General features: G+C 63.8%; 26 protein-coding genes. 15 read left to right on the top strand and 11 right to left on the bottom strand.

Annotation, left to right across the window (positions count from 1 at the left end; all coding sequences use genetic code 11):
- Positions 1-125: 125 nt before the first annotated feature.
- Positions 126-767: a TetR/AcrR family transcriptional regulator gene (locus LOY26_RS11645; protein ID WP_047583361.1), complete on the top strand. Its 642-nt coding sequence runs from the start codon at positions 126-128 to the stop codon at positions 765-767.
- A 46-nt stretch (positions 768-813) separates the two neighbouring features.
- Here LOY26_RS11645 and LOY26_RS11640 read toward each other — a convergent pair whose 3' ends face one another.
- The 4 genes from LOY26_RS11640 to glaH all read right to left on the bottom strand — a co-directional run bounded on the left by LOY26_RS11640 (position 814) and on the right by glaH (position 5606).
- The gene (locus LOY26_RS11640; RefSeq protein ID WP_186660336.1) at positions 814-1707 is read right to left on the bottom strand and encodes a PA4780 family RIO1-like protein kinase; all 894 of its coding nucleotides are present in this window, start codon (positions 1705-1707) and stop codon (positions 814-816) included.
- Between the two features lie 111 nt (positions 1708-1818).
- Entirely contained in the window at positions 1819-3210 is a 1392-nt protein-coding gene (gabP, locus tag LOY26_RS11635) for a GABA permease (protein ID WP_033697528.1), read from the bottom strand.
- Between the two features lie 145 nt (positions 3211-3355).
- Positions 3356-4606, bottom strand: coding sequence for an L-2-hydroxyglutarate oxidase (gene lhgO, locus LOY26_RS11630; protein WP_258714776.1), 1251 nt, complete (start codon positions 4604-4606; stop codon positions 3356-3358).
- A gap of 22 nt (positions 4607-4628) precedes the next feature.
- Positions 4629-5606, bottom strand: a complete 978-nt coding sequence (gene glaH, locus LOY26_RS11625) for a glutarate dioxygenase GlaH (RefSeq protein WP_033697526.1) — start codon at positions 5604-5606, stop codon at positions 4629-4631.
- A 195-nt stretch (positions 5607-5801) separates the two neighbouring features.
- Here glaH and csiR point away from each other — a divergent pair, with 195 nt between their 5' ends.
- Positions 5802-6497 carry a DNA-binding transcriptional regulator CsiR gene (gene csiR, locus LOY26_RS11620; RefSeq protein WP_047583363.1) on the top strand — a complete coding sequence of 232 codons (696 nt, stop codon included), beginning with the start codon at positions 5802-5804 and terminating at the stop codon, positions 6495-6497.
- Between the two features lie 9 nt (positions 6498-6506).
- On the opposite strand, the gene LOY26_RS11615 is transcribed toward csiR, so the two are convergent.
- Positions 6507-6938 carry a multidrug/biocide efflux PACE transporter gene (locus LOY26_RS11615; protein ID WP_258714775.1) on the bottom strand — a complete coding sequence of 144 codons (432 nt, stop codon included), beginning with the start codon at positions 6936-6938 and terminating at the stop codon, positions 6507-6509.
- Positions 6939-7031: 93 nt separating this feature from the next.
- Here LOY26_RS11615 and LOY26_RS11610 point away from each other — a divergent pair, with 93 nt between their 5' ends.
- The 4 genes from LOY26_RS11610 to LOY26_RS11595 all read left to right on the top strand — a co-directional run bounded on the left by LOY26_RS11610 (position 7032) and on the right by LOY26_RS11595 (position 13004).
- Positions 7032-7886 (top strand): LysR family transcriptional regulator, encoded by an 855-nt coding sequence (locus LOY26_RS11610; protein ID WP_186663599.1) that lies wholly within the window; start codon positions 7032-7034, stop codon positions 7884-7886.
- Positions 7887-8054: 168 nt separating this feature from the next.
- Positions 8055-9800: a hydantoinase B/oxoprolinase family protein gene (locus LOY26_RS11605; protein ID WP_258714774.1), complete on the top strand. Its 1746-nt coding sequence runs from the start codon at positions 8055-8057 to the stop codon at positions 9798-9800.
- A 13-nt stretch (positions 9801-9813) separates the two neighbouring features.
- Positions 9814-11898, top strand: a complete 2085-nt coding sequence (locus tag LOY26_RS11600) for a hydantoinase/oxoprolinase family protein (protein WP_258714773.1) — start codon at positions 9814-9816, stop codon at positions 11896-11898.
- Between the two features lie 149 nt (positions 11899-12047).
- The gene (locus LOY26_RS11595) at positions 12048-13004 is read left to right on the top strand and encodes a helix-turn-helix domain-containing protein (RefSeq protein ID WP_186660350.1); all 957 of its coding nucleotides are present in this window, start codon (positions 12048-12050) and stop codon (positions 13002-13004) included.
- Positions 13005-13031: 27 nt separating this feature from the next.
- Here the strand turns inward: LOY26_RS11595 and LOY26_RS11590 are convergent, their stop codons facing one another.
- Positions 13032-13940 carry a DUF2950 domain-containing protein gene (locus LOY26_RS11590; RefSeq protein ID WP_258714772.1) on the bottom strand — a complete coding sequence of 303 codons (909 nt, stop codon included), beginning with the start codon at positions 13938-13940 and terminating at the stop codon, positions 13032-13034.
- Complete coding sequence (locus tag LOY26_RS11585; protein WP_186663596.1) at positions 13937-15292, bottom strand: DUF3300 domain-containing protein; 1356 nt, start codon at positions 15290-15292, stop codon at positions 13937-13939. The genes LOY26_RS11590 and LOY26_RS11585 overlap by 4 nt, the downstream gene beginning before the upstream one ends.
- Positions 15293-15473: 181 nt before the next feature.
- Between LOY26_RS11585 and LOY26_RS11580 the strand changes: the two genes are divergently transcribed.
- The gene (locus tag LOY26_RS11580) at positions 15474-15725 is read left to right on the top strand and encodes a hypothetical protein (RefSeq protein WP_186660356.1); all 252 of its coding nucleotides are present in this window, start codon (positions 15474-15476) and stop codon (positions 15723-15725) included.
- Positions 15726-15737: 12 nt separating this feature from the next.
- Here LOY26_RS11580 and LOY26_RS11575 read toward each other — a convergent pair whose 3' ends face one another.
- Positions 15738-16082 (bottom strand): hypothetical protein, encoded by a 345-nt coding sequence (locus LOY26_RS11575; protein ID WP_258714771.1) that lies wholly within the window; start codon positions 16080-16082, stop codon positions 15738-15740.
- Between the two features lie 179 nt (positions 16083-16261).
- Between LOY26_RS11575 and LOY26_RS11570 the strand changes: the two genes are divergently transcribed.
- Both LOY26_RS11570 and LOY26_RS11565 read left to right on the top strand, forming a co-directional pair.
- A complete protein-coding gene (locus tag LOY26_RS11570; protein WP_258714770.1) occupies positions 16262-16981 on the top strand; it encodes a TorF family putative porin in 720 nt (239 codons plus the stop codon).
- A gap of 287 nt (positions 16982-17268) precedes the next feature.
- Positions 17269-17586: a hypothetical protein gene (locus LOY26_RS11565; protein ID WP_033697500.1), complete on the top strand. Its 318-nt coding sequence runs from the start codon at positions 17269-17271 to the stop codon at positions 17584-17586.
- Between the two features lie 50 nt (positions 17587-17636).
- Here LOY26_RS11565 and LOY26_RS11560 read toward each other — a convergent pair whose 3' ends face one another.
- Positions 17637-17849 carry a PLDc N-terminal domain-containing protein gene (locus tag LOY26_RS11560; RefSeq protein WP_033697499.1) on the bottom strand — a complete coding sequence of 71 codons (213 nt, stop codon included), beginning with the start codon at positions 17847-17849 and terminating at the stop codon, positions 17637-17639.
- A gap of 274 nt (positions 17850-18123) precedes the next feature.
- Here LOY26_RS11560 and LOY26_RS11555 point away from each other — a divergent pair, with 274 nt between their 5' ends.
- On the top strand, positions 18124-19131 hold the full coding sequence (locus LOY26_RS11555) for a GlxA family transcriptional regulator (RefSeq protein ID WP_047583754.1): 1008 nt from the start codon (positions 18124-18126) through the stop codon (positions 19129-19131).
- 6 nt (positions 19132-19137) lie between these two features.
- Here LOY26_RS11555 and LOY26_RS11550 read toward each other — a convergent pair whose 3' ends face one another.
- Positions 19138-19809: a TetR/AcrR family transcriptional regulator gene (locus LOY26_RS11550; protein WP_258714769.1), complete on the bottom strand. Its 672-nt coding sequence runs from the start codon at positions 19807-19809 to the stop codon at positions 19138-19140.
- A 180-nt stretch (positions 19810-19989) separates the two neighbouring features.
- Here LOY26_RS11550 and LOY26_RS11545 point away from each other — a divergent pair, with 180 nt between their 5' ends.
- Positions 19990-20874, top strand: a complete 885-nt coding sequence (locus LOY26_RS11545) for a DMT family transporter (RefSeq protein WP_186660361.1) — start codon at positions 19990-19992, stop codon at positions 20872-20874.
- A gap of 4 nt (positions 20875-20878) precedes the next feature.
- On the opposite strand, the gene LOY26_RS11540 is transcribed toward LOY26_RS11545, so the two are convergent.
- A complete protein-coding gene (locus LOY26_RS11540) occupies positions 20879-21763 on the bottom strand; it encodes a hypothetical protein (protein WP_186660363.1) in 885 nt (294 codons plus the stop codon).
- A 223-nt stretch (positions 21764-21986) separates the two neighbouring features.
- Here LOY26_RS11540 and LOY26_RS11535 point away from each other — a divergent pair, with 223 nt between their 5' ends.
- From LOY26_RS11535 to LOY26_RS11520, 4 genes are all read left to right on the top strand, one after another.
- Complete coding sequence (locus LOY26_RS11535; protein WP_258714768.1) at positions 21987-22967, top strand: aliphatic sulfonate ABC transporter substrate-binding protein; 981 nt, start codon at positions 21987-21989, stop codon at positions 22965-22967.
- A 16-nt stretch (positions 22968-22983) separates the two neighbouring features.
- Positions 22984-24375, top strand: coding sequence for an LLM class flavin-dependent oxidoreductase (locus LOY26_RS11530; RefSeq protein ID WP_033697492.1), 1392 nt, complete (start codon positions 22984-22986; stop codon positions 24373-24375).
- A 106-nt stretch (positions 24376-24481) separates the two neighbouring features.
- Positions 24482-25318, top strand: coding sequence for a bifunctional allantoicase/(S)-ureidoglycine aminohydrolase (locus tag LOY26_RS11525; RefSeq protein ID WP_047583757.1), 837 nt, complete (start codon positions 24482-24484; stop codon positions 25316-25318).
- Between the two features lie 88 nt (positions 25319-25406).
- The gene (locus LOY26_RS11520; protein WP_033697488.1) at positions 25407-26012 is read left to right on the top strand and encodes an START domain-containing protein; all 606 of its coding nucleotides are present in this window, start codon (positions 25407-25409) and stop codon (positions 26010-26012) included.
- Positions 26013-26018 lie beyond the last annotated feature (6 nt).

Here is a 26018-nt window from a genome sequence, read left to right as displayed (position 1 = left end):
ATTGTTCTCGCGTTCAGGGCATCAGGCAAAAACGACATTAGCCCCCATGTACACAGGTGTCAATTAATTAGACACAGGTGTACATTGCGCTTGCCAGCCTGCCATGGATACGGAAGAATGCGCCCATGAACATGACTTCGAAGACCCCAGAACTCGCCGCCCGCGGTTCGCTCGAAAGCTGGCTGAACGCCGCTTACGAAACCCTCAAGGAATCGGGGGTGGATGCTGTGCGGGTATTGCCGCTGGCGAAAAAACTCAACCTTGCCCGCACCAGTTTCTATTGGTACTTCGAGGACCGCGAGGCGTTGCTGGCAGCGCTGATCGAGCAGTGGAAGCGCAAAAACACCAGCAACCTGGTGAGCCATTCACAGGCGTATGCGGCGTCGATCAGCGAGGCGATACTCAATGTGTTCGATTGCTGGCTGAACAGCGAACTGTTCGATTCGCAGTTCGAATTCGCCATGCGCAGTTGGGCCCTGCAGTCGGAACAGGTGGCCGCCGAGATCGTCGAGGCCGACGCCCTGCGCATGGAGGCCTTGAAACAGATGTTCGACCGCTTTGGCTTCAGCGAGGACGCCGCCGCCACGCGCGCCCGCTCGATCTACCTGGCGCAGATCGGCTACATCAGCATGAAGACCTACGAACCGCTGGCGCTGCGGATGCGCTTCATTCCAGAGTACCTGCGGATTTTCACCGGTGTAGAGCCTGAGGCCCATGAGCTGGAGCGGTTCTACCAGCGCAACGGGTTTGTGCCGCCAGCGAACTGAACCTCGCCAGCGCCACAGGGTTGGGCCGCCAGGCGGCCCCAATGGACTACTGCATCCAGGGCGGAGGGGGTTCTTCACCCTTGACCGGGCCACGCTCGGCGTCCGCCAAGGCGGCGCGGCGGCGGGCGTCATCGAACCGCGCGGCTTCGATTTCACGCAGCACGCCGTCCACGTCGGCTTGCTCGTCGTCGTCAGCGAACACGCCGGTCAACGGGCTGTCCGCTTTCAGTTCGCCCGCTTCGAACAACGCCCACATTTCCTGGGCATAGCGGGTGTCCTTGAGCTCCGGGGCGAAGCGGCCGAAGTAATGGGCCATGTTCGACACATCACGCTGCAACATGCTGAAGGCATGGTTGTTGCCGGCTGCATCCACCGCTTGTGGCAAGTCGATGATCACCGGGCCGTCAGGGCCGAGCAGCACGTTGAACTCGGAGAGGTCGCCGTGCACCAGCCCTGCGCAGAGCATCAGGACGATCTGGCGGATGACGAATGTGTGGAATTCGCGGGCTTCTTCGGCTTCCAGGTGCACATCGTTGAGGCGCGGGGCGGCGTCGCCGTCGGCGTCCGTCACCAGCTCCATCAACAGTACGCCATCCTGGAAATCGTAAGGCTTGGGCACCCGCACACCGGCGCTGGCCAGGCGGAACAGGGCCGCCACTTCAGCGTTCTGCCAAGCATCTTCGGCCTCTTTACGGCCGTACTTGGAGCCCTTGGCCATGGCGCGGGCCTGGCGGCTGTTACGTACCTTGCGGCCTTCCTGGTACTCGGCAGCCTGGCGGAAACTACGCTTGTTGGCCTCTTTGTAGACCTTGGCGCAGCGCACCTGGGTACCGCAGCGCACCACGTAGACCGCAGCTTCCTTGCCGCTCATCAGAGGTCGCAGTACTTCGTCGACCAGGCCGTCTTCGATCAGGGGTTCGATTCTTTTTGGAGTCTTCATCAGGCTTGAGTTCTGGGGTCCTGTGGCCGAGCCGTGGAGGTGGCGGCCATCCTCTCACAGCCTGATGGATCTTGCTCGTCTGAGATGCAACGTTCGTCTGTTACCGGCCGCCTAGGCGCCCTGCCCCACGGTGCTGCCTGGCGCCACCCGCGCCCGTCGGCGCGTGATCAGCAACCCCGAGCACACCACGAAAACCGCCAGCACCAAGGTGGAAACCACCTCAAGGCGATGGTCCGGGCGCAACAGCATCACCACCAGCACGCTGCTGATGAACAGGATCACCGCCCAGGTCAGCCATGGGAACAGCCACATGCGGTAGTTCAGTGTCTTGCCTTGCGCAGTCAGGCGCTTGCGCAGGCGCAGCTGGGAAATGGCAATCACCAGGTACACCAGCAAGGCGATGGCGCCGGAGCTTGCCATCAGGAAGCCAAACACCTTGGCCGGCACCAGGTAATTGGCGATCACCGCCAGAAACGCCGCACCGGTGGACAGCAGCACCGCGACAATCGGCGTACCGCTGCGGCTGGTCACTTGGGCACAGGCCGGGGCATCACCACGACGGCTCAGCGAATAGACCATGCGCGACGCGGTGTACAGCGACGAGTTCAGGCAGCTGGTGACCGAGGTCAGCACGACGAAGTCGATGATGGCCTTGGCATGCGGCACACCAAGCGTATCCAGCACCGTGACGTAGGAGCCCTCGGTGGCCAACCGCGGGTCGGTCCAGGGCACCAGTGCGATGACGATGAAGATCGACAGGATGTAGAACAGCGTGATCCGCCAGATCACCGAGTTGGTGGCCTTGGAGATATGCTTGCCCGCCTCGTCCGACTCGGCGGCGGCAATGGTCACCACCTCGGCCCCAAGGAACGAGAACATGGTGATCAGCATGGCACTGAGTACCGCGCCGAAGCCATTGGGCATGAAGCCGCCGGTGTCCCACAGGCGCGAAACACCGCTGACGCCGGCGCTGGGCAGCAGGCCGAAAATGGCGCAGGCGCCCAGAATAATGAAGGCGACGATGGCAATGACCTTGACCAGCGCCAGCCAGAACTCGAACTCGCCGTAGTTCTTCACGCTGAACAGGTTGGTGGCCGTCAGCAGCAGCGTGATCACCAACGACAGCACCCAGATTTCCATCTGCGGCACATAGGTGTTGATGATGGTGGCGGCAATGTTGGCCTCGATGGGGATGATCAGCACCCAGAACCACCAGTACAGCCAACCGATGGTATAGCCGGCCCACTTGCCGATGGCGAGGTCGGCATAGGTGGAAAACGAGCCGGTATCCGGTGAGGCGACCGCCATTTCGGCCAGCATGCGCATGACCAGCACCACCAGCCCACCGGCCAGGATATACGCGAGGATGGTGGCGGGCCCGGCCTCGGCGATGGCCCGACCGGAGCCGACGAACAGGCCGGCGCCGATCACCCCGGCGATGGACAACATGGTGACGTGCCGCGATTTCAACCCATGACTCAAATTGTTCTTGTCTGTTTGCATGGCCTTACCTTCTTGTTCTTGTCATGCCCGCGCTGCGCCGTCTAGCGAACACGGGCGCGAAAAAGCCCACCCGGCCCTAAATGGTGAGTAGGGCCAGGCGGGTTGAGTAAAACGAAACGCAGATCCGCTGGGGTTGCCGGCCTGCTCAGCCGGCAGCGCGCTGCTTGCCGGCCAGGTCTGGCTTGGGCAAGCCGCCCCCCTGCAGGGCGACTTGTGCGCAGACCTTCTCGACGATGTAGGCGCCGATCGGGATGGCCGAGGTGGCGGCAGGCGATGGCGCATTGCAGACGTTCACGCTGCGCGCCGAATTGACGAAGAGGAAGTCGTCGATGAGCTTGCCATCGCGTGACACCGCCTGTGCCCGGACACCCGCCGGGTAAGGTGTGAGGTCATCCTTGGTGATGCTCGGGCAGTACTTCTGCACCTGCTTGAGGTAGCCGCCCTTGAACAGTGAATTCTTCATCTCGATCAGGCCCGGGCGCAGGTTCTTGGCCAGCACCTTGAGGATGCCGGGAGTGGTCAGGGTCTGGAACATGTCCGCCACGCTGACGTCGGCCTTGCGGTAGCCTTCGCGCTTCATCGCCAGCACCGCGTTGGGGCCCACGGTCACGGTACCGTCGATCATGCGCGTCAGGTGCACGCCCAGAAACGGCATGGACGGGTCCGGAATCGGGTAGATCAGGTGGTTGACAATCTGGTTGTGCTGCTTGGGCAGCAAGTAGTACTCGCCACGGAACGGGCAGATCACAAAGTGGGTGCGGATGCCAAGCATGCTCACCACGCGGTCGGCCATCAGCCCCGAACAGGTGACCAGGAAGCGGCTGTGCACCTCGTCGCTGCGGGTACGCACGACCACTTCGCTGGCGCGCTCCTCGAGGCCGACCACTTCGTCGCTGTAGCGGATCTCGCCACCGGCACGCTGGAACTCACGGCCCATGGCCGCCGTCACCTCGGCATAATTGACGATGCCGCTGGAGGGCACGAAGATCCCGCCCAGGCCGACGATATTGGGCTCGCGCTCATGCAGCTCGTCGGCCGACAACCACTGGCGCTCCAGGCCATTGGCCGCGGTGCGTTCCCACAACGCCTTCATGCGTTGCATTTCCAGGTCGTTGGTGGCCACCAGCAGCTTGCCGCATTCATCGAAGGCGATGCCGTGCTGGGTGCAGAAGGCCTTGGTTGCCTTGTTGCCTTCCAGGCAGAAGCGTGCCTTGAGGCTGCCGGGGGTGTAGTACACCCCGGCATGGATCACCCCGCTGTTGTGCCCGGTCTGGTGGCGCGCCGGGCCGGACTCCTTCTCCAGCAGGAGAATCTTGGCGTCCGGGTACACCTTGATCAGGTGCATGGCGGTGGACATGCCCACAATGCCACCGCCGATGATGATGAAATCGTACACAGTGTTACCTCCCGCGCCGTGTTTACTGGCCGCGTTGGTACAGCGGCTTGGGGAAGGCGACATAGCCGCGTTGGCGCATCAGCTCGCGGCGCAGGCCGTCGTGCGGTGTGAAGCGGTCGCGGCCGTGGAGCCAGAACAGATTATTGATCAAGACGAAGCTGCCCACCGCCACCGGCACGGACAGTTTCTTGTCGCTGCCCTCCAGCGATTCGGACAAGGCGTTCAACCAGACGCCTTCCTCGAAGTTTTCCGGCTGCACGAACTGGTCGATGTAGCGCATGGTCGGCCGGCCTTCAGCGTCGTTGTCGAATACCGAATGGAACACGTCCTCGGCCACGTTCTTGCTGGGCGGCGCGGTCCAGCGCATCTCGCGGCGCGCCAGCGGGTGGCGGAAGAACGCCTCGCACTGCTCCCAGTCGTCCAGGTGCAGCAGCAGCGAGTTGCCGCCTTCCATGTTCCTTTCGTCGATTTTCAGCATCAGCACGTAGTCGGTGATCTGGTTCACGAAGGTGCCGTCGTTGTGCAGCTCCATGACGCGGTGCGGCTGGCGCAGGTAGCTGTCGGAGTTGTCGCTGTTCACCACCACGAAGCGGGCGTAGTACTGGCCGCTCATGGCGTCGTAGTTGGAGCGGCCGATCAGGTGCGCACAGGCGGTGGTGAACTTGACCATGTCCTCGGCCTGGCTCACGTCATCCAGCCCCAGCGGGGTGATCAGCATGCCGCCGCTGGCGCGGTCGAGGATGGTGTTGAGCAGTACCGGGCGCAGCGTGCCCTGGCACAGCTCGTCGAGGATCTCGCCCACCCGAAAACGCAGAAACGACTTGTATTCCAGCGCCTGCACCGGCCACTGGGCCACAGCCTCGACGAACGCCTGCACGGTCTCGCGGGCAAAGGTCAGTTCAAGCAGACGAGGCGACTGCTTCGACGGGGCGATGGTGTAACCACGCGGTTCGAGCGGCAGCGGCAGCACAGGTTGGTTGATCTGCGTAAAAGCGTTCATGGCGAGGTCCTGGCAGAAAAAGGAGATAGCACGGTCCAGTCGTGATCTGGATCAGTGCGGGCGAAGCAAAAATATCGCCACCCAATGAAAATGTCTACATTTTTATAAAACGAAGACACTTAGACAGTATGTCCATTGTTTTTCGTCCGCCAGCGGTTTCGGTATGATCGGCAAAACGTTTTGAGGAACAGGACTTTGGAAGCGCTCGCTCCCCGACAAAACTCAGCATTCAGCGGGTATGAGAGGCTCAAGAAGGACATCATCCGCGGCGTGTTCAAGCCTGGGGAGAAGCTCTTGATGAGCACCCTCAAGGACCGCTACGAACTGGGAGTGGGGCCGCTGCGCGAGGCGCTTTCGCAGTTGGTGGCCGAGCACCTGGTGATTGTCATCAGCCAGAAAGGCTACCGTGTCGCGCCCATGTCACTGGCGGAGATGAACGACATCTACGATGCCCGCGCCAACCTGGAAGCCATGATCATCAGCCTGGCCATCGAACGCGGCGATGACGCTTGGGAAGCGTCGGTGCTGGCCTGTTCGCATACCCTGGCCAAAGTGGTGGAGGTGAAAACCCGCGAGCAACGGCTGGATGTGTGGGATGAACGGCACAAGGCGTTTCACACCGCCATCGCCTCGGGGTGCGGCTCCAAGCACCTGCTGCAGGCCCGCACCTACCTGTTCGACCAGGCTGAGCGTTACCGCCATTTGTGGCTGACGCAGACGGTGTTTTCCGAGCAGGCGCTTGAGCTCAAGCGCCAGGAGCATTCGGCGCTGGTCGAGGCGATCCTGGCCCGCGATGCCAAGCGCGCCAGCGCCATGATGCACTCGCACCTGATGACCCCGGTGCCGATCATTGCGCAGATCATGCACACCGAGGGCATCGGGCGGTCGTAGCGGCGGCCTTCAGGCCGCTGCCTGGCGCTGGGCCACATGGTGCCGGAGCTTGTCGAACACCCAGTTGTACACCACGGTGTAGGGCAGGATGATCACAAAGAAGCCCAGCTCGACCATGAACGCCTGCAGCAGCGAAATATCCAGCATCCAGGCCGCCACAGGCAGGCACCACACCACCAACCCAGCCTCGAAGCCCAGGCCATGCACCACGCGCGCCCGGGCTTTCCAGTCAACCCGCTCGGTCTGCACGAAGCGGTCGACCAATGCGTTGTAGACCATGTTCCACACCATGGCGATTACCGACAGGGTGACCGCCAGTGTGCCCGCGGTGGCCAAAGACTTACCCAGCACCCAGGACAACAGCGGTGCGCACAGCAGCACGGCGAACACTTCATAACCCACCGCATGGACCATACGCTCGGTGAAAGAGACCTTTTTCATTGCAAATTCCATCGTTTGCTTAAGACGTGCTTTCTATTTTCTTTGATAGAACAGATACTCGCGACATAGCACCCATCGATTTTATCAATACCTATGCGCTACTCACCGGAAGCCCTGCTTGCCTTTGTCGAAGCCGCCTCACTCGGCTCGTTTTCTGCGGCGGCGCGCAAACTCAAGAAAAGCCAGTCCACCGTCAGCATCGCCATTGCCAATTTCGAGGCCGATATCGGCTGCCCCCTGTTCGACCGAGGTGGGCGCCACCCCACGCTCAATGCCGCAGGCCGCCAGGTGTTGCCGCACGTCGAAGCGATCCTCGATGCCAGCGCCGGGCTCGACGCCCTGGCGCTGAGGTTGGGCGAGCATGTTGAAGCGCTGGTCTCGGTGGTGATGTCGGACAGCTACAGCGTCACGTTCCAAAGTGCGGTCATGGCCGGCTTCGCCGACCGCTACCCGCACACCGAACTGCGCTGCGGCCCGTCTGAAGACGCTGATGTGATCGAGCTGGTGCAACTGGACATGGCCCAGATCGGCATACTGGCCGCACAGCCCCACTACCCTGCCGACGTCGCCGTGGCGCGCCTGCCTGAACAGGCGGAGTTTTGCGTGTATGTCAGCGCCGACCACCCGCTGGCGGCACTGCGCACGGTGCAGCGCCAGCAGCTGGAGAGCGTGCGCCAGCTGTACATCAAGACGTACGCCCCCAGCTTGCATCACGACCGCGGCCAAGCCTGGTCAGCACCGGATTACCTGACCTTGCTGGAGTTCGCCGACCGTGGTTTTGGCTGGGCAGAACTGCCCAAAGCGCTGGTCACACGCTTTGGCAGCGGCCTGGTGCAATTGCAGGTGGCCGGTTACCCGCGGCGGGTCGACATGGATATCGCCTGGTCACGCCGCCGCGCCCTCGGCCCGGCCGGGCAGTGGCTGGTACAGCAGTTGCTGGGCCGATAGGCCGCCGCCACAGAACCCCAGCGGAATAATTGCCCGACCCCGTGCACCCACGCGCAACAAGCAGTACACCCACCGACAAGTCAGCCGCCCCCCTCCCCCCGTAGCCTGTCACCACGCGCCGAGCTCTGCGGCACACACCCAAAGCACAACAAGAAACGTTGGTGACCCATGAAAACAGTAGATCCGATCACCCTTGCGGTTGTCCGGGGTGCGCTGGAGACAGCGCAGCGGGAAATGACCTTGACCCTGGAAAAGACTGGCCGCTCCAGTGTGTTCAACCTGGCCCACGACTACTCGAACTCGCTGTTCGACCACCTCCCCGAAATGATCCTGCAAGGCCAGGACATCCCCATCCATCTGGGTTCGCTGATCCCCGCGATGAAGTGCGTGGCCGAATGCTTCGGTGACGACATCGCCGAAGGTGACGTGATCTACCACAACGACCCGGCGTACAAGGGCAGCCACATCCTCGACTGCTGCATGTACAAGCCGGTGTACTACCAGGGCGAGCTGGTGTTCTGGACCGTGTGCAAGGGCCACCTGACCGACATCGGTGGGCCGGTACCCGCTGGCTACAACCCGGACGCCAAAGAGATCTACGCCGAGGGCCTGCGTATCCCGCCCGTCAAGCTGTGGGAAAAGGGCAAGCGCCGGGAAGACGTGATCAACTTCATGCTCACCAACATGCGCGCCCGCCCTTACCAGGAAGGCGACCTCAATGCCCAGTACGGGGCCTGCAAAGTCGGTGAACGGCACTTGCTCGACTTGCTCGACAAGTACGGCGTCGAGCAAGTCCGCGCGTGCATTGCCGAGCTGAAGAACATGGCCGACCGCCACATGCGCGCCCTGCTGCGCGACGTGCCGGACGGCCAGTACAGCGGCACCGCCGTGCTCGAAGACTCCGGCCACGGCCTGGGCGAGCTGGCCATCACCGCCCATGTCGAGATCCGTGGCGACCAAGCCCACGTGCGTATCGAAAGCCCACCGCAGGTGCCCTACTTCATCAACTCCTACGAGGGCAACTCGGTTTCCGGCGTGTACCTTGGGCTGATGATGTTCGCCCAGGTCGCACCGCCCTACAACGAAGGCCTGTATCGCTGCGTCACGGTCGATGTCGGCGCCAAGGGCACCCTGTGCAACGCCCAGGAGCCGGCACCGCACGTCAACTGTACCACCACCCCGATGGAAACCCTGGCCGATGCCGTACGCACGGCGCTGGAGCAAGCCTCGCCGCAGCGGGTCACCGCCTCGTGGGGCCATACCAGCGGCATCAACATCGCCGGCCACGACCCGCGCAACGACAACAGCGAGTACGTCACCATGGTACTGGCCTCGATCATTGCCGGTGCCGGCGCCAACAAGGTCATGGATGGCTGGCACGCATGCGGGCCGTTGTGCTGCTTTGGCGCGCTGATGAGCGGCGACATCGAGTTGCTCGAGCACGCCTACCCGGTGCTTATCCACCGCTACAGCCTGATGGCCGACAGTGGCGGTGCCGGTGAGTTTCGCGGCGGTTCCGGCACCCGCCTGGAGATCGAACCGCTGCAACACGCGATGACCGTGGTCGGCTTCGGCGAAGGCCGCCAACTGCCCACGGCCGGCGCAGCCGGAGCACGCAATGGCCTGCTCGCACCCAAGCTCGGCCGGTTGATCCACCAGCACGCTGATGGCACACAAGACCACTACACCCAGAACCCCATGCTCACCCTGCAGCCCGGCGAGCGGATCATCAACATCAACCCTGGCGGTGGTGGCTACGGCGACCCGTTGCGCCGCCCGGTAGCTGCCGTGCTGCAAGACCTGCGCAACGGCCTGGTGTCGCCCCAGGGCGCAGCCCTGGACTACGCAGTAATCGTCGATGCCGACGGCCAGCTCGACGAAACCGCCACCCGCCATGCCCGCGACCTGCACTGACCGGAGACCCATCATGCGCAATCAATATCGCCTGGGCATCGACGCCGGCGGCACCTTCACCGACTTCATCCTGGCTGACCGCGACGGTGGCGTGCAGCTGTTCAAAGCCCCATCCACGCCGCAGGATGGCACCCTGGCCATTCGCGCCGGCCTGGCGCAGATCGCCGACGCCACCGGCCGCACGCCGGCCGAGATCATCGCAAACTGCGACCTGTGCATCAACGGCACCACGGTCGCCCTCAACGCCCTGATCGAGCGCACCGGGGTCAAGGTCGGCCTGCTGTGCACCGAAGGCCACGAAGACAGCCTGGAGATCCGCCTCGGCCACAAAGAAGAGGGCCACCGCTATGACGCCCACTACCCGCCGGCGCACATGCTTGCCCCGCGACACCTGCGCCGCCCCATCGGCGGCCGGATCCTCGGTGATGGCCGCGAACACACCCCGCTGGACGAACGCGCGGTACACGAGGCCATCGATTACTTGCGTGCCGAAGGCGTGCAGGCGGTGGCCATCTCCTTCCTCTGGTCGGTGCGCAACCCCAGCCATGAGCAGCGCGCCGCCGAGCTGGTACGGGCGGCGCTGCCCGGGGTGTTCGTCTGCACAGGCGTTGAAGTGTTCCCGCAAATCCGCGAATACACCCGTACCTCCACCACCGTGGTCAACGCCTACCTGAGCCCGGTGATGGCGCGTTACGTGGCACGCATCGACAGCCTGTTCGAGGAACTGGGCGCGCAGCAACCGGTACGCTACTTCCAGTCCAACGGCGGCCTGGCACCCGGCCACCTGATGCGTGAGCGTGCGGTCAACGCGATCAACTCGGGGCCTGCCTCGGCGCCCCAGGCCGGGCTCGCGGTAGCGCGCCCGTTCGGCATCGACAACGTCATCACGGTGGACATGGGGGGCACCTCGTTCGACATTACCCTGACCAACGCCGGGCGCACCAACTTCAACAAGGACGTGGACTTTCTGCGTCAGCGTATCGGCGTGCCGATGATTCAGGTGGAAACCCTGGGCGCCGGCGGTGGCTCCATCGCCCACCTCGACGAATTCGGCATGCTCCAGGTCGGCCCACGCAGCGCTGGCGCCACGCCCGGCCCGGTGTGCTATGGCAAAGGCGGCACTGAACCCACCGTCACCGATGCCAACCTGGCCCTGGGTTACCTGCCCGATGGCGCATTGCTCGGTGGCAGCATTCGCTTGAACCGCCAGGCGGCGCTGGACGCCATCCGCATCAAGGTCGCCGAGCCGCTGGGCATCAGCGTGGAACGCGCCGCGTTTGGCATTACCACCCTGGTCAACCTGAACATGGTCAACGGTATCCGCCGGGTGTCCATCGAACGCGGCCACGACCCTCGCGACTTCGCTCTGATCGGTGCGGGCGGCGCGGCGGGCACGCACGTGGTGCGCCTGGCCGAAGAAATCGGCATGCACACCGTGCTGATCCCCAAGGTGGCCTCAGGGCTGTGCGCCTTCGGCCAGATCCTCTCGGATGTGCGTTATGACCAGCTGACCAGCCTGTCGATGCGCCTGGACGCGCAGCACGCTGACCTGGCGCAGCTCAACCATGCCCTCGCCGAGCTGCGCCAGCAAGGCCTGGCGAACCTGCGCGAAGACGGCTTCGGCGACCAGGCCAGCAGTTGCCACTACACCCTGGAAATGCGCTACCGAGGGCAGATCCACGAATGCAGCGTGCAGCTGGAACGCCACGCCCTGGACAGCAACGGCCTGGCAGCACTGATCGAGGCTTTCCACGTGCGCCACCAGACGCTCTATTCGTACAGCGAACCAGAGAGCCCGGTAGAGCTGGTCAACTTGGAGTGCTCGGTCATCGGTCACCTGCCCCGCCCGCCACAGCCAACGCTGCAAGGGCCGGCCCAGCCACCGGCGGCAGCCCCGGACAGCGAGCGCCCGATGCTGTTCAGTGCCGACAGTGAGTGGCAACGCACGCCGGTGTTCAACGGTAACCGCCTGCTGCCTGGGCAGACCGTGCAGGGACCCTGTGTGATCGAGGAGGACACCACCAACATCGTCGTGCCGCCAGGCTGGCAAGCCTGCCTGGAGCCGTCTGCCACCTACCGGGTGACACGCGGCGCTTGATCTGAAGGTCGGCACGCGCCGATCATGGGCGTGATACCTGCCCGGCCGCTTTGCGCAGCCGGGCTTTTTTGCACAATAACAAGAGCTGCTTGAGTAGCTTGCCTGCAGTTCCTTTTTTCAATGCTGCCCTCTTTGAAAAAGGACCCACCATGCCCACAGAACTCTCGACCCACGGCTGGGCGCAGCCCGAACGCCAGGCACGCTGGGCCGAAGCGATCAGTGATACGTACTTCCCGTTGAGCCTGGAATTTGCCGCCGAACAGCCATTCGACGGCCACTTGCAGCGCTGGAGCACGCCCACCACCCCGCTCAGCCTGTCACGCCTGCGCTCCAGCCAGCTCGGCTATTCACGCAACAAGGCGCACATCGGCCAGGACTCTGACGCGTTCTACCTGGTTACCGTCCCTAGCCGCAGCGAGGTGCATTTTGAGCAGGATGGCCACCAACTGAGCTGCCGCCCTGGCGGTTTTATCGTCGAGCGCGGCGACGCCCCTTACCGCTTCCACTACCGCGCGGACAATGACCTGTGGGTACTGAAGCTGCCGGAGCGTGCGCTGAAGGCGAACCTGCTCGGGCACAGGCGCTACACCCGTCACTGCTTCGACGCCAGCCAAGGTTTGGGGCGCATCTTCGTCGAGCAGCTGGACCTCTGCGCGCGCCACTTCGACGCCAGCCCCGCAGCGGCACGCCACCTGCTGCTGGAGCAAGCAAGTGCGACTCTGCTGCTGGCCCTGCAACAGGATGAGCGCGTGCTGGGCAGCGAAGGTTCCAACCTCAGCACGCTGCACCTGACCCGGGTGGAGCGCTATGTACTGCAAAACCTCGGCGACCCCGAGCTTTCACCGCAAGCCATCGCCAATGCCTGCGGCCTGTCACTGCGCTACCTGCATAAACTGTTTTCGATCACGCCCTACACCCTCGGCGAATGGGTGCGCCAACAGCGCCTGGAGGCGGTGCACCAGCAACTGCGCGACCCGCACTGCCACCTGGCGATCGGCGAGCTGGCGTTTCGCTGGGGCTTCACCGACCAGGCCCAGTTCACCCGCGCCTTTCGCCAACGCTATGGCTGTACCGCACGCGAGGTGCGCGCGGTGCGCACGCACTGAATGCGGCAGCGCAAGGATGCGCCGGCTTCAGCCGCCAACAGGGGTATCGACCAGCTTCCAGCTGTCGTCGGGGTCGAAGCGCTTCATGGCCTTGGCGAGCTTCTCTCCTTCTGGCCCCAGGTCCTTTTCGAAGACCTGCCCGTCGTGGCTGATCATGAAACTCATCACCCCGCTGTCGTCATATTTGGCAGGCCAGGCAACCAGGGCGAAACCACGGCTCATCTGGTTGCCGATCAGGTAGCTGTAGGCGCCCCCGGGCGCTGACGGGCCTTGTGCAGCGAGGATGCGGAAACGGTAGCCATACCAGTCATCACCGACCACATCCCGGCCGAACAGTGGCCCCAATGGGCTGACCTGGCCATCGCCGGCATCTTCCCAGTACAGGCCGTCGTGCTTGCCGGGCGTACTGAGGATCTTCTGTGCATACTCGAGCGCACCGTTGCCATTGCGGTCCTGCGCGGCGTAATCGAGCTGCGCGTCGTGGTAAGCCAGCACCGACTGCAACGCCGCCAGCTCGTTGCGGCCGATGCGCCTGGCGCGGATTTCGGCGCTGCCGGCCTTGAGGTCGAAACGCCAACCGCGGCTGCCTTGGATGATGGGAATGGGCAGCGTCCACCGTTCGTGCCCCACCGCCAGGATGGCCTGGTGCTCATGGGGCCTTTCAACGCGGTGCGCTTCGCGGTACTGCTGCAAGAACGCATCCACGTCGCTGCGCTGTACGCCGCCGCTGGGGATATAGGTTCGCCAGTCATCCCCCAGCAACTGTGCCAGGCGTGTCTCGTCGGCGTGCTCTTTGCCCAGCGCTGCAACGAAGGCTTCGGCGGCCTTTTCGGGCGTCGGGAAGGCCTCCTGCGCCGTCACCAGGCACGAGCTCGCCATCCCTGCGACCAACAACCAGCAACGGGCGCAGGCAACCCACCCTGATCGACGGTTCATCGACGGCCACCTCCACCACGGCGCATGGGCGCACTGGGCCTGGAAATCTGATGCCCGGCGGCTCGCGCAGTGTGCGGCCGCTGGGCAAACGACTGGCTGATGCGACCTCGGTCGGCCTGCGCACGGGTGCTCGATGGCGAGCGCACGCCATCGAAGGCGTTATTGCGGGCACGGCCAGCGCTGTTGGCCGGCCGCGCTTGCGCCACCTGCTGCCTGGCCTGCAGGTTGTCACGGTTACTGCCCGCCTGCGCTCGCCGCTCGGCAGGCCGTGGGGTGTTCGCCTGCGCCTCGCGCACCCGGTCGCGCGCCTCGCGGTTGCTGGTGGCAGGCCGTTCGATGCCTGCCCTGTCCATCGAGGCGCGCGCCTTGTCCCGTGCCTGGGCACGCTGGGCGTCGTCACCCCGGAAGGCGGTGCGCTGCGCGGCGCCGTCCAGTTGCCGGCCATATTGCTGACGGCTGCGTGCATCGCGGTATGGCACGCCTTCGCGATTTACCGCATTGTGCTGCCACTTGTTCTGGTTGTTGCTGATGCGGTTGTTGACGTTGATGTTGTTGTAGCGATTGACGTCGATATCGATGTCGTTGTGGCCCCAGTCGCAATTGCCCCACAGCGAACTGACAATCGCTACGCCGGTACCGAACGCCAGCCCCGCCACCAGTGCGGAGCCTGCGTAATACATCGGCGGCGGCGGGTAATACACCGGCGGTGAGGCCGGGTAGGCCCAGGTGCCGTAGGCGGTGGTCGGGTTGTAGCTGGGCACGTACACCACCTGCGGTTCGGCAGGCTCGATGATGATGGTGGTCGGCGCGCTGCTGGCCGGAGCACTGGCCTTGGGCGCCGGTGCCGCCTGCACAGTCACCTGCTGGTACTGGTTGCTCTGCAGGTTACCGGCAGCCTGGGCCTGGTGACGCAGGCGCTGCACGCCATTCATGACATCGTCGGGTTGCGCGAGGAAGGCATCGCCCAGACGCTGGACCCAGACCGGGTCCTGGCCGAGGGTTGCCAGCACCTGCGGGAAGGCGACCAGCGCCTGCACACTCGGGTCCCAGGCCTGGTTGGCCACTTGCTTGACCGCAGCGTCGCCAGTGGCCTTAGGGTTGGCCTTGGACCAAGACACCGCCTCGGCCACTTGCCCGGGGTAGGTCGCCGCCATCAGTACCTGCGCCAGCAGCGCATCCGGGTAAAGAGCAAGGGGCGCCAGCATCTGGTCCAGTTGCTCCTGGGTGAACACCGCCTCCTTGGCGGCGACTGCGGCGGTTTGCGGCGCCGCAGCATCCTCGGCCTTGACCAGCCCCGGTACGCCTTGCAGGCACAGCACCGCCGACAAGACCCCGAACAATGGCATGCGCATGACTTATCCCTATGTGGTCGAACCGCGTGGGTTAACGGTAGCAAAGCTCAGCCGTATTGCCCGCCAGAAGGTGCTGTCGATAGTCACTATCGAGCAAGGCAATTTCTACTGATCGAGGATGCCCAATAACCTTGCTCCATCACTTCGATCTCTGCGCCCCCCCAAACTCTGGAGCTGCTCGATGAACACCTCGGCCCGCCTGTTGCTCACTGCCCTGATTGCCACCGCCATGACCGTGTTGAGCGGCTGCGCCAGCCACCCTGAACTGCGCGCCTACACCGCGGAGGAAACCCGGCAGTTGCAACTCGAAGCGTTGCAACGCCAGGGCCTTTCCCTGGACGAATACGAACAACGGCGGTTGGTGATCCAGCGCGCTGGCAGCGATCAAGTGGTGACAGAGGTTGCCGAACGCTCCCCCTCCAGCCAAGGCTAGGCCTGGCCACGTTCAGTGCGCGCGAAAATTCCAGATGATTTCCACCACCCGCGACGCCAGAACCAGGTACAGCAAACACAGCACAACCTGCAGCGCCGTGTGATACGGCAGCTTGGCCAAGCGGTGCAGCGTATCGCTGACATTCAACAGCAGCAGCAATGCCGACACGATGATCAACCCCCAGCCGGTCACGCTCGGTACCCACAGCCCGAGGAACACGGGGTCGCTGTTGTGCAGGGCATCCGTACCGGCGGCAAACAGCAGGCCGCAGACCAACAGGTTCTTGAAATTGTCAAAAACCTTGGTGCTCAGGTCCGCATCCAGCAGGTCGAGGTATTTTCGCCACAGTCTGCGCATGGCCTGGGCCTTGGAGTGGAGAGTGTTCAGGCAATTCTAGAAGAGAATGTGCGACGCTCGGGCGTAAACGCACGATCAGCGCTAGCCCTGCCGACTGGGTGGCGCGCCGAACGGTTTGCACCCTTGGCCGACACGGGTATCCTTGGGCGCTCTACAGCAAGCCTTCCAGGACGGTGACCATGACCAGGCCCCTTCTGTTGCTGAGCGCGACGCTGCTGTTCAGCGCCGCGCTGCAGGCCCAGCAGATACAGCGCCAATTGGGCGATTTCGACTTCAAACTTGGCACTACACCGACGCGTAGCATGGCCCAGGGGCTTATTTCGCCGAGCGCCGTGGGGGCGTTTCATGGCGGCCTCGACCTCAGCCACCTCAACGGCTGGTACTTGGGGCAATACGCCCCGAGCATGGGCCTGTCGCCCGACTCCACCCTGCGCCTGGACAGCTACATGGGCTACCAGCACCACTTCGACAGCACCCTGGGCTATGAAGTGGGGTTGATCCACTACAGCCAACCCAACCTCTCAGGCCCTGACAGCTACGCCGTCTACGGGGGCATCTCGGTATACGGCAGCCGTTTTGGTGGCGCGTTGCGTGACAACCCCGACAACCGCACCAGCACCCTGTTCGCCGACCTCGGTCAACTGCCCCTGCTCGACGCCGACTTTACCGTCAAGCTGGCCCATCATCGCTTGGGCACGCCGTTCACGATTGGCGATGGCAGCCAGGTCAGCGCGTTTTCCGACTGGTCGCTGGAGCTGTCGCGGCCTTGGCTGGGCATCGACCTCAATTTGATCTACAGCAACTCCAACCTCAGCGGTACCGGTTGCGATGCCTATGCCGGTATCAATGCGTATTGCGAGAGTGTGGTCACGTTCAAGGCGCAGCGCAGTTTCTTCTAGCCTGAGGCGCTGATCAGTCCGTTGCCGCCACAGCCTCGATTTCCATGAACATCCCGTCCAGCGCCAAGCGCGGTAGCGGTATCTTGGCCGGCGATATACAGCAACTCGCACGGGGGAAGAAAGGCCCGAGTATCAGACCTCGCGTTAGCTTGGGGTCAAGAACGCCGTAAGACTTCTCTGATAGCGAAGTCGGAGCATTGAACCACGTGTGTGTTTTCAGCGAGGTCTGTCAGCCGCTAGATTGCAAGCCCCGGCACGGAGGCCAGCCTGCAACAAGGAAAGCGACAATGACCAAGCATCATTTTCAACTCGCCTACACCATCAACCCACGGCATGAAGGCGATGAGGACGAAGCCGCGAGCGCACGCCTGCATTTGCGCAAGATCGGTTGGGATACCGTTGAGCACATTGAAACCACGCTGTTGGGTGTGGTTCACCTCTACCATGCGACGACGGCGGACCGGATCGACGAGGCCGAGAAGCAGATACGCGACCGCATCCACGAAGAGCTCAAGAGCTTGCGTGTGCTGTCGCGCGTCAGGTTTCACGGCTGCTTGATGGTGGATGGCCTGGGCCAGGCCATCCGTTTCAGCATCCTGCCCTGAGGCGTTGACGGTGGCCGCATCAGGCGCCCCCGCGCCTGATGCTCTGGCTATTACTTTTCCTGCAATACCGCCCTGCCCTTCACTGCGCGCGGCCCGCGCCAAGCCCAGAACAGCAAGCCTGGCAACGGCGCATAGACCACGAATACGACCCAAAGCATCTTGCGCTCGGCGCGCCGGTCACTGCCGATGATGTGCCAGATGGCCCAGATTTCCAGAAGAATCACGACGGCTGCGAGGATGATCCAGATCGTTCCGATTTCCATGAGCGCTCTCCCATTGGCGTGTAATGCGTTGGGCTGCGGCAGGCGCTGAGGGTTCAATTTGGTTAGAAGGTACGCCGTCAGGGTTTCGGCGCCTATGAGATCGAGCGCCGCCCGCGCGGCGCTCGATCTCATAGGCGCTGGAAAATTCAAGCCATGCACTCCCCCCGCCCAATTGCCTGAACACGACCTCAAATACGACACCCCCACCCCGGAGATTGTCTTTCCCCCTGCCACCGAGCACACTCCCCAGGCCAGCCAGGAAGCGGAGTCCAGAGTGCCCACCCCACGTCAGTTCAGCAAAAAGACCAGCACCAGCAACATGCTGCGGCTCAAGTCCACCACCGCAAATGCCCAAGCGCCCTATCGGGTCGACTTCGTATTGCTGGAACACTTCTCCATGGCCAGCTTCACCGTGGCCATGGATGTGCTGGTCACCGCCAATCTGCTGCGCACCGACAGCTTCCAGTTCACCCCGCTGTCGCTGGACGGTGACCGGGTGTTGAGCGACCTGGGGCTGGAGTTGGTGGCCAGCGACCTGTCGGCCGAAGCACTGCGCGAGCTGGACCTGCTGATCATCTGCGGCGGCCTGCGTACGCCGCTCAAATACCCTGAACTCGATCGACTGTTGCACGACTGCGCGGCCCATGGCATGGCCCTGGGCGGCCTGTGGAACGGCGCCTGGTTCCTCGGCCGCGCGGGCGTGCTGGATGACTATGGCTGCAGCATCCACCCCGAGCAACGCGCCAGCCTCTCGGAGCGCAGCCCGCAAACCCGCATCACCCCGGCCAGTTTCACCCTCGACCGTGACCGCCTCAGCGCCGCCAGCCCCAATGGCGCCATGGAGCTGATGCTCGGCCTGGTTCGCAGGCTCTACGGCGACGGCCTGGCCGAAGGCGTCGAAGAAATCCTGTCGTTCTCGGGCGCGCGCTATCGCCAGGTCGGCCCGGGGGCGAAAAAGTCCATGAGCCTGCACATGCGCACCATCGTCGAGCTGATGGAGAACAACCTCGAAGAAACCCTCAGCCTCGATCAGCTGGCCGCCTACAGCGGGCGCTCGCGGCGCCAGATCGACCGCTTGTTCCAGGCCCAACTGGGCACCTCGCCGCGGCGCTACTACATGGAATTGCGCATCACCAAGAGCCGCCGCCTGCTGCAGTACTCCGACCTGTCGGTGATGGACGTGGCAGTGGCCTGCGGGTTCGTTTCGGTGTCGCACTTCAGCAAGTGCTACGCCGCATACTTCGGCTACCCGCCGTCACGCGAGCAACGGCTGGGCGAATGACACCGCTCAGGCGCGGATGTAGCGAATGACCGCGTCACCGATCATGGTCTTGTGGCGCTGCTTGATGGCTTCGTCGGCGAGGTCTATCTGGAAGATCTCGCCGAAGGTGTGGCGGTTCGACACCCGGTAGAAACTGAACGAGCTCATCAGCATATGCAGGTCGATGACCTCTATACCGGCACGGAACACGCCTTCCTGCTCGCCCCGGCGCAGGGTACTGCCAAGGGCTTCGAGCACCAGGCTGCTCATTTCGCGAATGACCGGCGACTGTTTGACGTACTCGCCGTAGTGAATGTTCTCGGTGCAGATGATGCGCACGAAATCGACATTGCGGTCGTGGTGATCGAAGGTGAACTCCACCAGACGGCGGATCGCCTGCTCGGCCGGCAGCGACTCCAGGTCCAGGCTTTGCTCGGTCTTGCGGATATCACCGTAGAGTTTGACCAGGCACTCGACGTACAACTGCTCCTTGCTGCCGAAGTAGTAGTAGATCATGCGTTTGGAGGTGGCGGTGCGCTCGGCGATGGCATCGACGCGCGCGCCGGCCAGGCCCTGCTGAACGAACTCGTTGATGGCGGCCTGAAGGATATCCTCGCGCGTTTTCTCGGGGTTGTTCTTGCGCGACTTGCGCACCCCTTCGATCTCAGGCTGGCCGAGGCTGACTACGGAATCACTCATACCCACTCACAGGCTGTTTATTGGAATACGGTGATTATCCGTGAGCGCGGCCATGCAGGGAAGCACGCTGTTGGTCGGGTAGCCACGAAACGGCATTACAGGCAAACCGCCGACGGCGCTTGAAGTCGCGCCCCGCAACCCGCTAGCCTGCGTCCCTCTGCCCTGGACGGACCCTGCCCCATGCAACCGCGTGACTTTGCCGCCTACCTGTTTCTGGCCATTGCCTGGGGGTTTTCCTTTCTGGTCCTGCTCAAGGTGGTGCACGCCTTCGGCTGGGTCGGCGCGGTCAGCCTGCGGGCGCTGATTGCCGGCAGCACCCTGGCGATTCTGGCAGCCTTGCTCGGCCGCACCCTGCGCCTGCGCCCGCTGTTGAAACCGCTGCTGGTGATCGGCGCTACCACCGTGGCCGGGCAGTTGATCGGCATGTCCTATGCCACCCCGCGGATCGGTACGGCCATGGCGGCGATCTTCGTGGCCACCATCCCACTGTTCTCGATGATCATCGGCCGTGTCTGGGGGCTGGAGAAAATCACCTTGCAGGGCCTGGCGGGCCTGCTTCTGGGCTTCGTCGGTATCGCCATGCTGGTGGGGTTTCCGGCCCAGCCGGTCAGCGACGTGTTCATCCACGGCTGCATCGCTTCGCTGTTCGGTGCCTTGAGCGCCGCGTTCGGCAGTAATTACGCCAGCCTGCACCTGCGCGGCCAGGACCCGTGGACCGTCACCGGCGGCGCCTTCCTGGCCGGCGGCCTGCTGACCCTGCCCCTGCTGTGGGTGGTGCCGGTGCCCAGCGTGCCGCAAGCCAGCGACTGGCTGTACTTGATGATCAGCGGCGCGGTCATGAGCGCCACCACGTACGTGCTGTATTTCGGCCTGGTGGCGCGCATCGGCGCCACCCGTGCCCTCAGTGTCGAGTTCGTGGTGACGTTGGTCGCGGTACTGGTGGGCGCGATGTTCCTCGACGAAGCCTTGAGCCTGCTGCAACTGGCGGGCGGCGCGGTGGTGCTGGTCGGCTGCCTGCTGGTGCTGGGCCTGCTGCCAGGGCGCAAACCGCGCCTGCCAAACTGAGCCCTCAGTCGCGCTGCGCGGTATTGCGCTCTACCGGAGGGGACAGGTGCAGTACGCGGTTACGCCCGCCTTCGGCAAGCAGGTAACCACCTTTGCCATCGGCAACGATTGCCTGGGGCGCCTTGAGGAACGACAGCACCGTCTGGCGCGTGCCATCGGCGTCGATGCGCAGCAGGCGGGCGCGGTGCGTGTTGTCTTCGCTGATCCACAAGCCGCGCTGGTCGCAAAACAGGAAGGTCGGGTTGCGCAGGCCATCGACCACCACCGGGTCCTGGCCGTCCTCGGACAATGCGCGAACCTTGCCGTTGGCTTTCTCGGTATACAGCAGGCGGCCATCGTTGCAGCGGGTCAGGCCTTCGGTTTCGCTGAGCCCTGTGCGCAGCACATCCAGCTGGCCGCTGCGCCAGTCATAGCGCATCAACCGCCCATTGCCCTTGCGGTCTTCGATCGCATAGAGGTGATCGCCATCGTTCCACAACCCTTGCACGCTCTCGCCTTCGAACAGGTGGGTGACCTGGCCGTCGCGAGACAGGCTGACCGGCGCAAGGCCACCCTCCTGGCTGAAGACCCAGCCGCCCTCGGCCGCGACCATGCCGTCGGGCTTGGACAGGTTGTCAATCACCACCACACGGTCACCTTGGGCAGTAATCTTGAGGATGCTGCCACGGCCGTCGTCCAGCTCGCGGCTGACCAGCAGGCTGCCGTCGGCCTGCGGCAACAACGACGCGGCCTTGGTCACATCGCGGTGCAACACCTCGACATCCCAACCGCTGGCAGCCTGGACGGGGTAAAAACTCTGCCAGGCGAAGAAGCCCAGCGTGGCAGCGAGCAGGCTGGCGGTGGCGGTCAGGGCGATGCGGGTGCTGCGTTTGCGCAGGATGTGCGGCATGAAAAAGGGCTCCTCGAGAGTGCGGGGATCCTAGCAAGAAGATGTGAAAAAAAGGTCATCGCACACTGCTATTTGCCGTGTAACGGGTGCTGAATCATGAATTACAAAAAGGATATAAAAATAACTAAACATTCTAACTAAATGGAATAAAAAAATTGAAAGCCAAACGCCACCTCCTTAGTCTGGGCGCATCGATTGCCACCCCATTCAAGGAATACGCCTCATGCCCGTCCGTACCTTCTCGCCCCTGCGTCGCCTGCTAATCGGCGGCCTGCTGGCCAGTGTCGCCAGCGCCCTGTTGCCCTGGTCCAATGCCCTGGCCGAAGACGCCAAGACCCTGCGTATTGGTTACCAGAAGTTCAACAGCATCAATATTCTCAAAGGCAGCGGCGCCCTGGAGAAAGCCCTCGCCCCGCAAGGCGTGACCGTCAGCTGGCACGAGTTCGCCGCAGGCCCGCAATTGCTCGAAGCCCTGAGCACCGGCGCCATCGACCTCGGCCACGCCGCTGACGCCCCGTCAGTATTTGCCCAGGCCGCCGGTAAACCGGTGGTCTACCTGGCCGCCGAACAACCCTACCCACGCGGTATCGGCCTGGTGGTACGCGAGCAAGACCACCTCACCAGCGTGCAGGACCTCAAAGGCAAGCGGGTAGCCACCGGCCGCGGCTGGAACGCCCAGTACCTGCTAGCCGTCGCGCTGGAACAAGCCGGCCTGAGCTACCAGGACATCACCCCCGCCTACGTCAATAATGCCGCCGACGCAGTGGCGGCCCTGCAATCGGGCAGCGTCCAGGCCGTGACCCTGTGGGACCCGTTCCTCGCGGCAGCAGAAAGCCAGCCAGGGCTCAAGAACCTGCGCGACGGCAGCGGCCTGACCAACAACCGCACCTTCTACCTTTCCACTGCTGCGTTCGCCGACCAGCACCGCCCGCTGCTCAAGGCCTTCTTCGCCGAACTGGGCAAGGTCAGCCAATGGGCCAACGCCGAGCCTGCGCAAGTCGCCGCGCTGCTGGCGCCGCAGTTGGGGATCAAGGCCGACGTGCTGCAAGTGGCCAGCGAACGCCGTAACTACAACGCCGTCGCCATTACCCCGCAGATCGTCGCCGAACAGCAGAAGCTGGCCGACACCTTCCAAGGCCTGGGCCTGATTCCGCGCAAGTTGCAGGTAGCCGATGCGGTCTACCCGGCTTCCGTGCTGCCGTGACGGGAGACTGACCGCCATGCCCCGCCCGATCCGCTTCAACGCCTTCAGCATGAACGCTGCCAGCCACCAGTCCCCTGGCCTGTGGCGCCACCCGCGTAACACCAGCGTGGCTTTCAACCGCCTGGACTACTGGACCGACCTGGCCCGCCTGCTGGAGCGCGGCCTGTTCGATGCGCTGTTCATCGCCGATGTGCTGGGCATCTACGACGTCTATCAGGGTGGCCCCGAAGCGGCCTTGCGCGGCGGCGTACAGGTGCCGGTCAACGACCCGCTGCTGCTGGTTCCGGCCATGGCCGGGGTCACCGAGCACCTGGGCTTTGGCGTGACCTTCTCACTGACCTACGAGCACCCCTACCCCTTTGCCCGGCGCATGTCCACGCTTGACCACCTGAGCAATGGCCGAGTCGGCTGGAACATTGTTACCGGCTACCTGGACAGCGCCGCGCGCAACCTGGGCCTGGCTCGCCAGCTTGGCCACGACCAGCGTTACGACCTGGCCGAGGAGTACCTGCAGGTGCTGTACAAACTGTGGGAAAAAAGCTGGGACGACGATGCGGTGGTGCTTGAGCGTGACAGCGGCCGCTACATCGATCCTGCCCGGGTACACCCGATCAGCCATGCCGGCGAGCACTTCCAGGTGCCTGGCATGCACTTGTGCCAGCCCTCGCCGCAGCGCACGCCGGTGCTGTTCCAGGCGGGGGCCTCGGCACGCGGCCAGCAGTTCGCCGCGCAACATGCCGAGTGCGTGTTCATCAGCGGGCCTACGGCCACGGTGCTGCGCCGCTATGCCGACGGCATCCGCCAGGCCAGCGAGGCTGCCGGGCGTGGCCGCGACGAGGTACTGATCTACGCCCAGGCCCTGCTGATCGTCGCCCCCACCCGTGAAGAAGCCGAAGCGCGCTTCGCCGAGTACCGTGGCTACGTTGACCTGGACGCCGCCCTGGCCCTGCTGTCGGGCTGGACCGGCATCGACTTCGCCGGCCTCGACCCGGATGCCCCCATCGAATATGTCGAGAACGATGCCGGCCGCGCGGCCCTGGCCGCCTTCACCGCAGCCGACCCCAACCGCCGCTGGACCGTGCGCGAGGCCGCCGAGTTCGTTGGCCTGGGGGGCCGCGGCCCGGTGCTGGTGGGCGCAGCCAGTGATATTGCCGATCAGTTGGAAAGCTGGCTGGACGAGACCGGCATCGACGGGTTCAACCTCACCTACGCCGTGCAACCTGATGACCTGGCCAATGTGGTCGAGCTGCTGATACCCGAGCTGCAACGTCGCGGCCGCTACCCCCTGCACTACCAGGACGGCACCTTGCGCCACAAGCTGTTCGGCCAGGGCAACCGCCTGCCAGAGCAACATGCAGGGCGCCAGGTTAGCATTCAGCCGGCAAATACCGGGTATTCCAACATTTAATTTGTAGATGGCACGCGCTCGACCCTATTCTGTCGGCACATCCCCTGCGCCGCACCGGCCGGTGCGGTTCACGGCACGGGGAGAGAACAACAAGTCGAGATCGTCCATGTCGAATCATTCCTACTTCGCCCCCCACGGTGGGCACCCGGCTCAAACCGAGCTGCTGACTGACCGTGCCATGTTCACCGAAGCCTATGCCGTCATCCCCAAGGGCGTGATGCGTGACATCGTCACCAGCCACCTGCCGTTCTGGGACAAGATGCGCATGTGGGTCATCGCCCGCCCGCTGACCGGCTTTGCCGAGACCTTCTCGCAGTACATCGTCGAAGTTGCCCCGGAAGGCGGCAGCGAGCGCCCGGAACTGGACCCCAACGCCGAAGCCGTGGTGTTCGTGGTCGAGGGTGAGCTCGACATCACCCTGGAAGGCAAGCACCACACCCTGACCCAGGGCGGCTACGCCTTCATCGCCCCAGGCGCCGAGTGGAGCCTGCGCAACCACAGCAAGGCCAACGTCACCTTCCACTGGCTGCGCAAGCACTACCAGAAGGTTGAAGGCCTGGACCTGCCAGAGTCCTTCGTCACCCACCGCGACAATGCCACTGTCATTGAAATGCCGGGTACCGAAGGCCGCTGGATCACCACCCGCTTCGTCGACATGGCCGATATGCGCCACGACATGCACGTCAACATCGTGACCTTCCAGCCAGGCGGCGTCATTCCGTTCGCTGAGACCCACGTCATGGAGCACGGCCTGTATGTGCTGGAAGGCAAGGCGGTGTACCGCCTGAACCAGGACTGGGTCGAAGTCGAAGCCGGCGACTTCATGTGGCTGCGCGCCTTCTGCCCGCAAGCCTGCTACGCCGGTGGCCCAGGCAACTTCAGCTACCTGCTGTACAAGGACGTCAACCGCCACGTGCACCTGACTCTCAACCCACAGCGTTGAGCCCAGGCTGATGGTCCGAAGCCCGCCGCCTGGCGGGCTTTCTGTTTGCCGCTCATACTGATCACCCCTGCCCTGCGCGGTGCTCATCATGAACCGCTATCGCCTGCTTGCCGCCCTGTTGCTGGCGCTGTCCGGCGCTGCTCAGGCAGCCGATGACTGGAACCTGGCCTACGACAGAGAAGGCATCCGCGTCTACCTCAGTGCCGCTGCCGGCTCCCCTTACCAGCAATTTCGCGGTGTCAGCACCATGAAGGCCAGCGTGCGCACGCTCACCGACCTGCAGGAAAACCTGCGGGTGGCGTGCAAATGGCTGTACGCCTGTGCCGAAATGCGCCTACTGGAGGTCGACGGCGACAGTACCTGGGTGTACCTGACCACCGACCTGCCGTGGCCGACGATGCCGCGGGATATCGTGCTCAAGGTCACCACCGAACTGCGCGACGATGGCACCCTGTTGCGCCACCTGCGCGCCGACCCCGGCAAGGTCCCCGAGGTGGCCGGGCTGATACGCGTGCAGCGCCTCACGGGCGAATGGGTGATGAAACCGCTGGGTGAACGGCAAACCGAGGTTACCTACCAGCTCAAGGCAGACCCTGCCGGGGATGTGCCCGGCTGGCTGGCCAACCGCTTCGTGGTGGATGCGCCGGTGGTCACCCTGCGCACCCTGCGGGCGGTGGCCGAGCGCCAACGCTGAGGCCCG

The organism is Pseudomonas sp. B21-047 (assembly GCF_024748775.1).
In the GTDB taxonomy this organism is placed as follows: domain Bacteria; phylum Pseudomonadota; class Gammaproteobacteria; order Pseudomonadales; family Pseudomonadaceae; genus Aquipseudomonas; species Aquipseudomonas capeferrum.
This window is presented reverse-complemented; position numbering and strand designations above follow the sequence as displayed.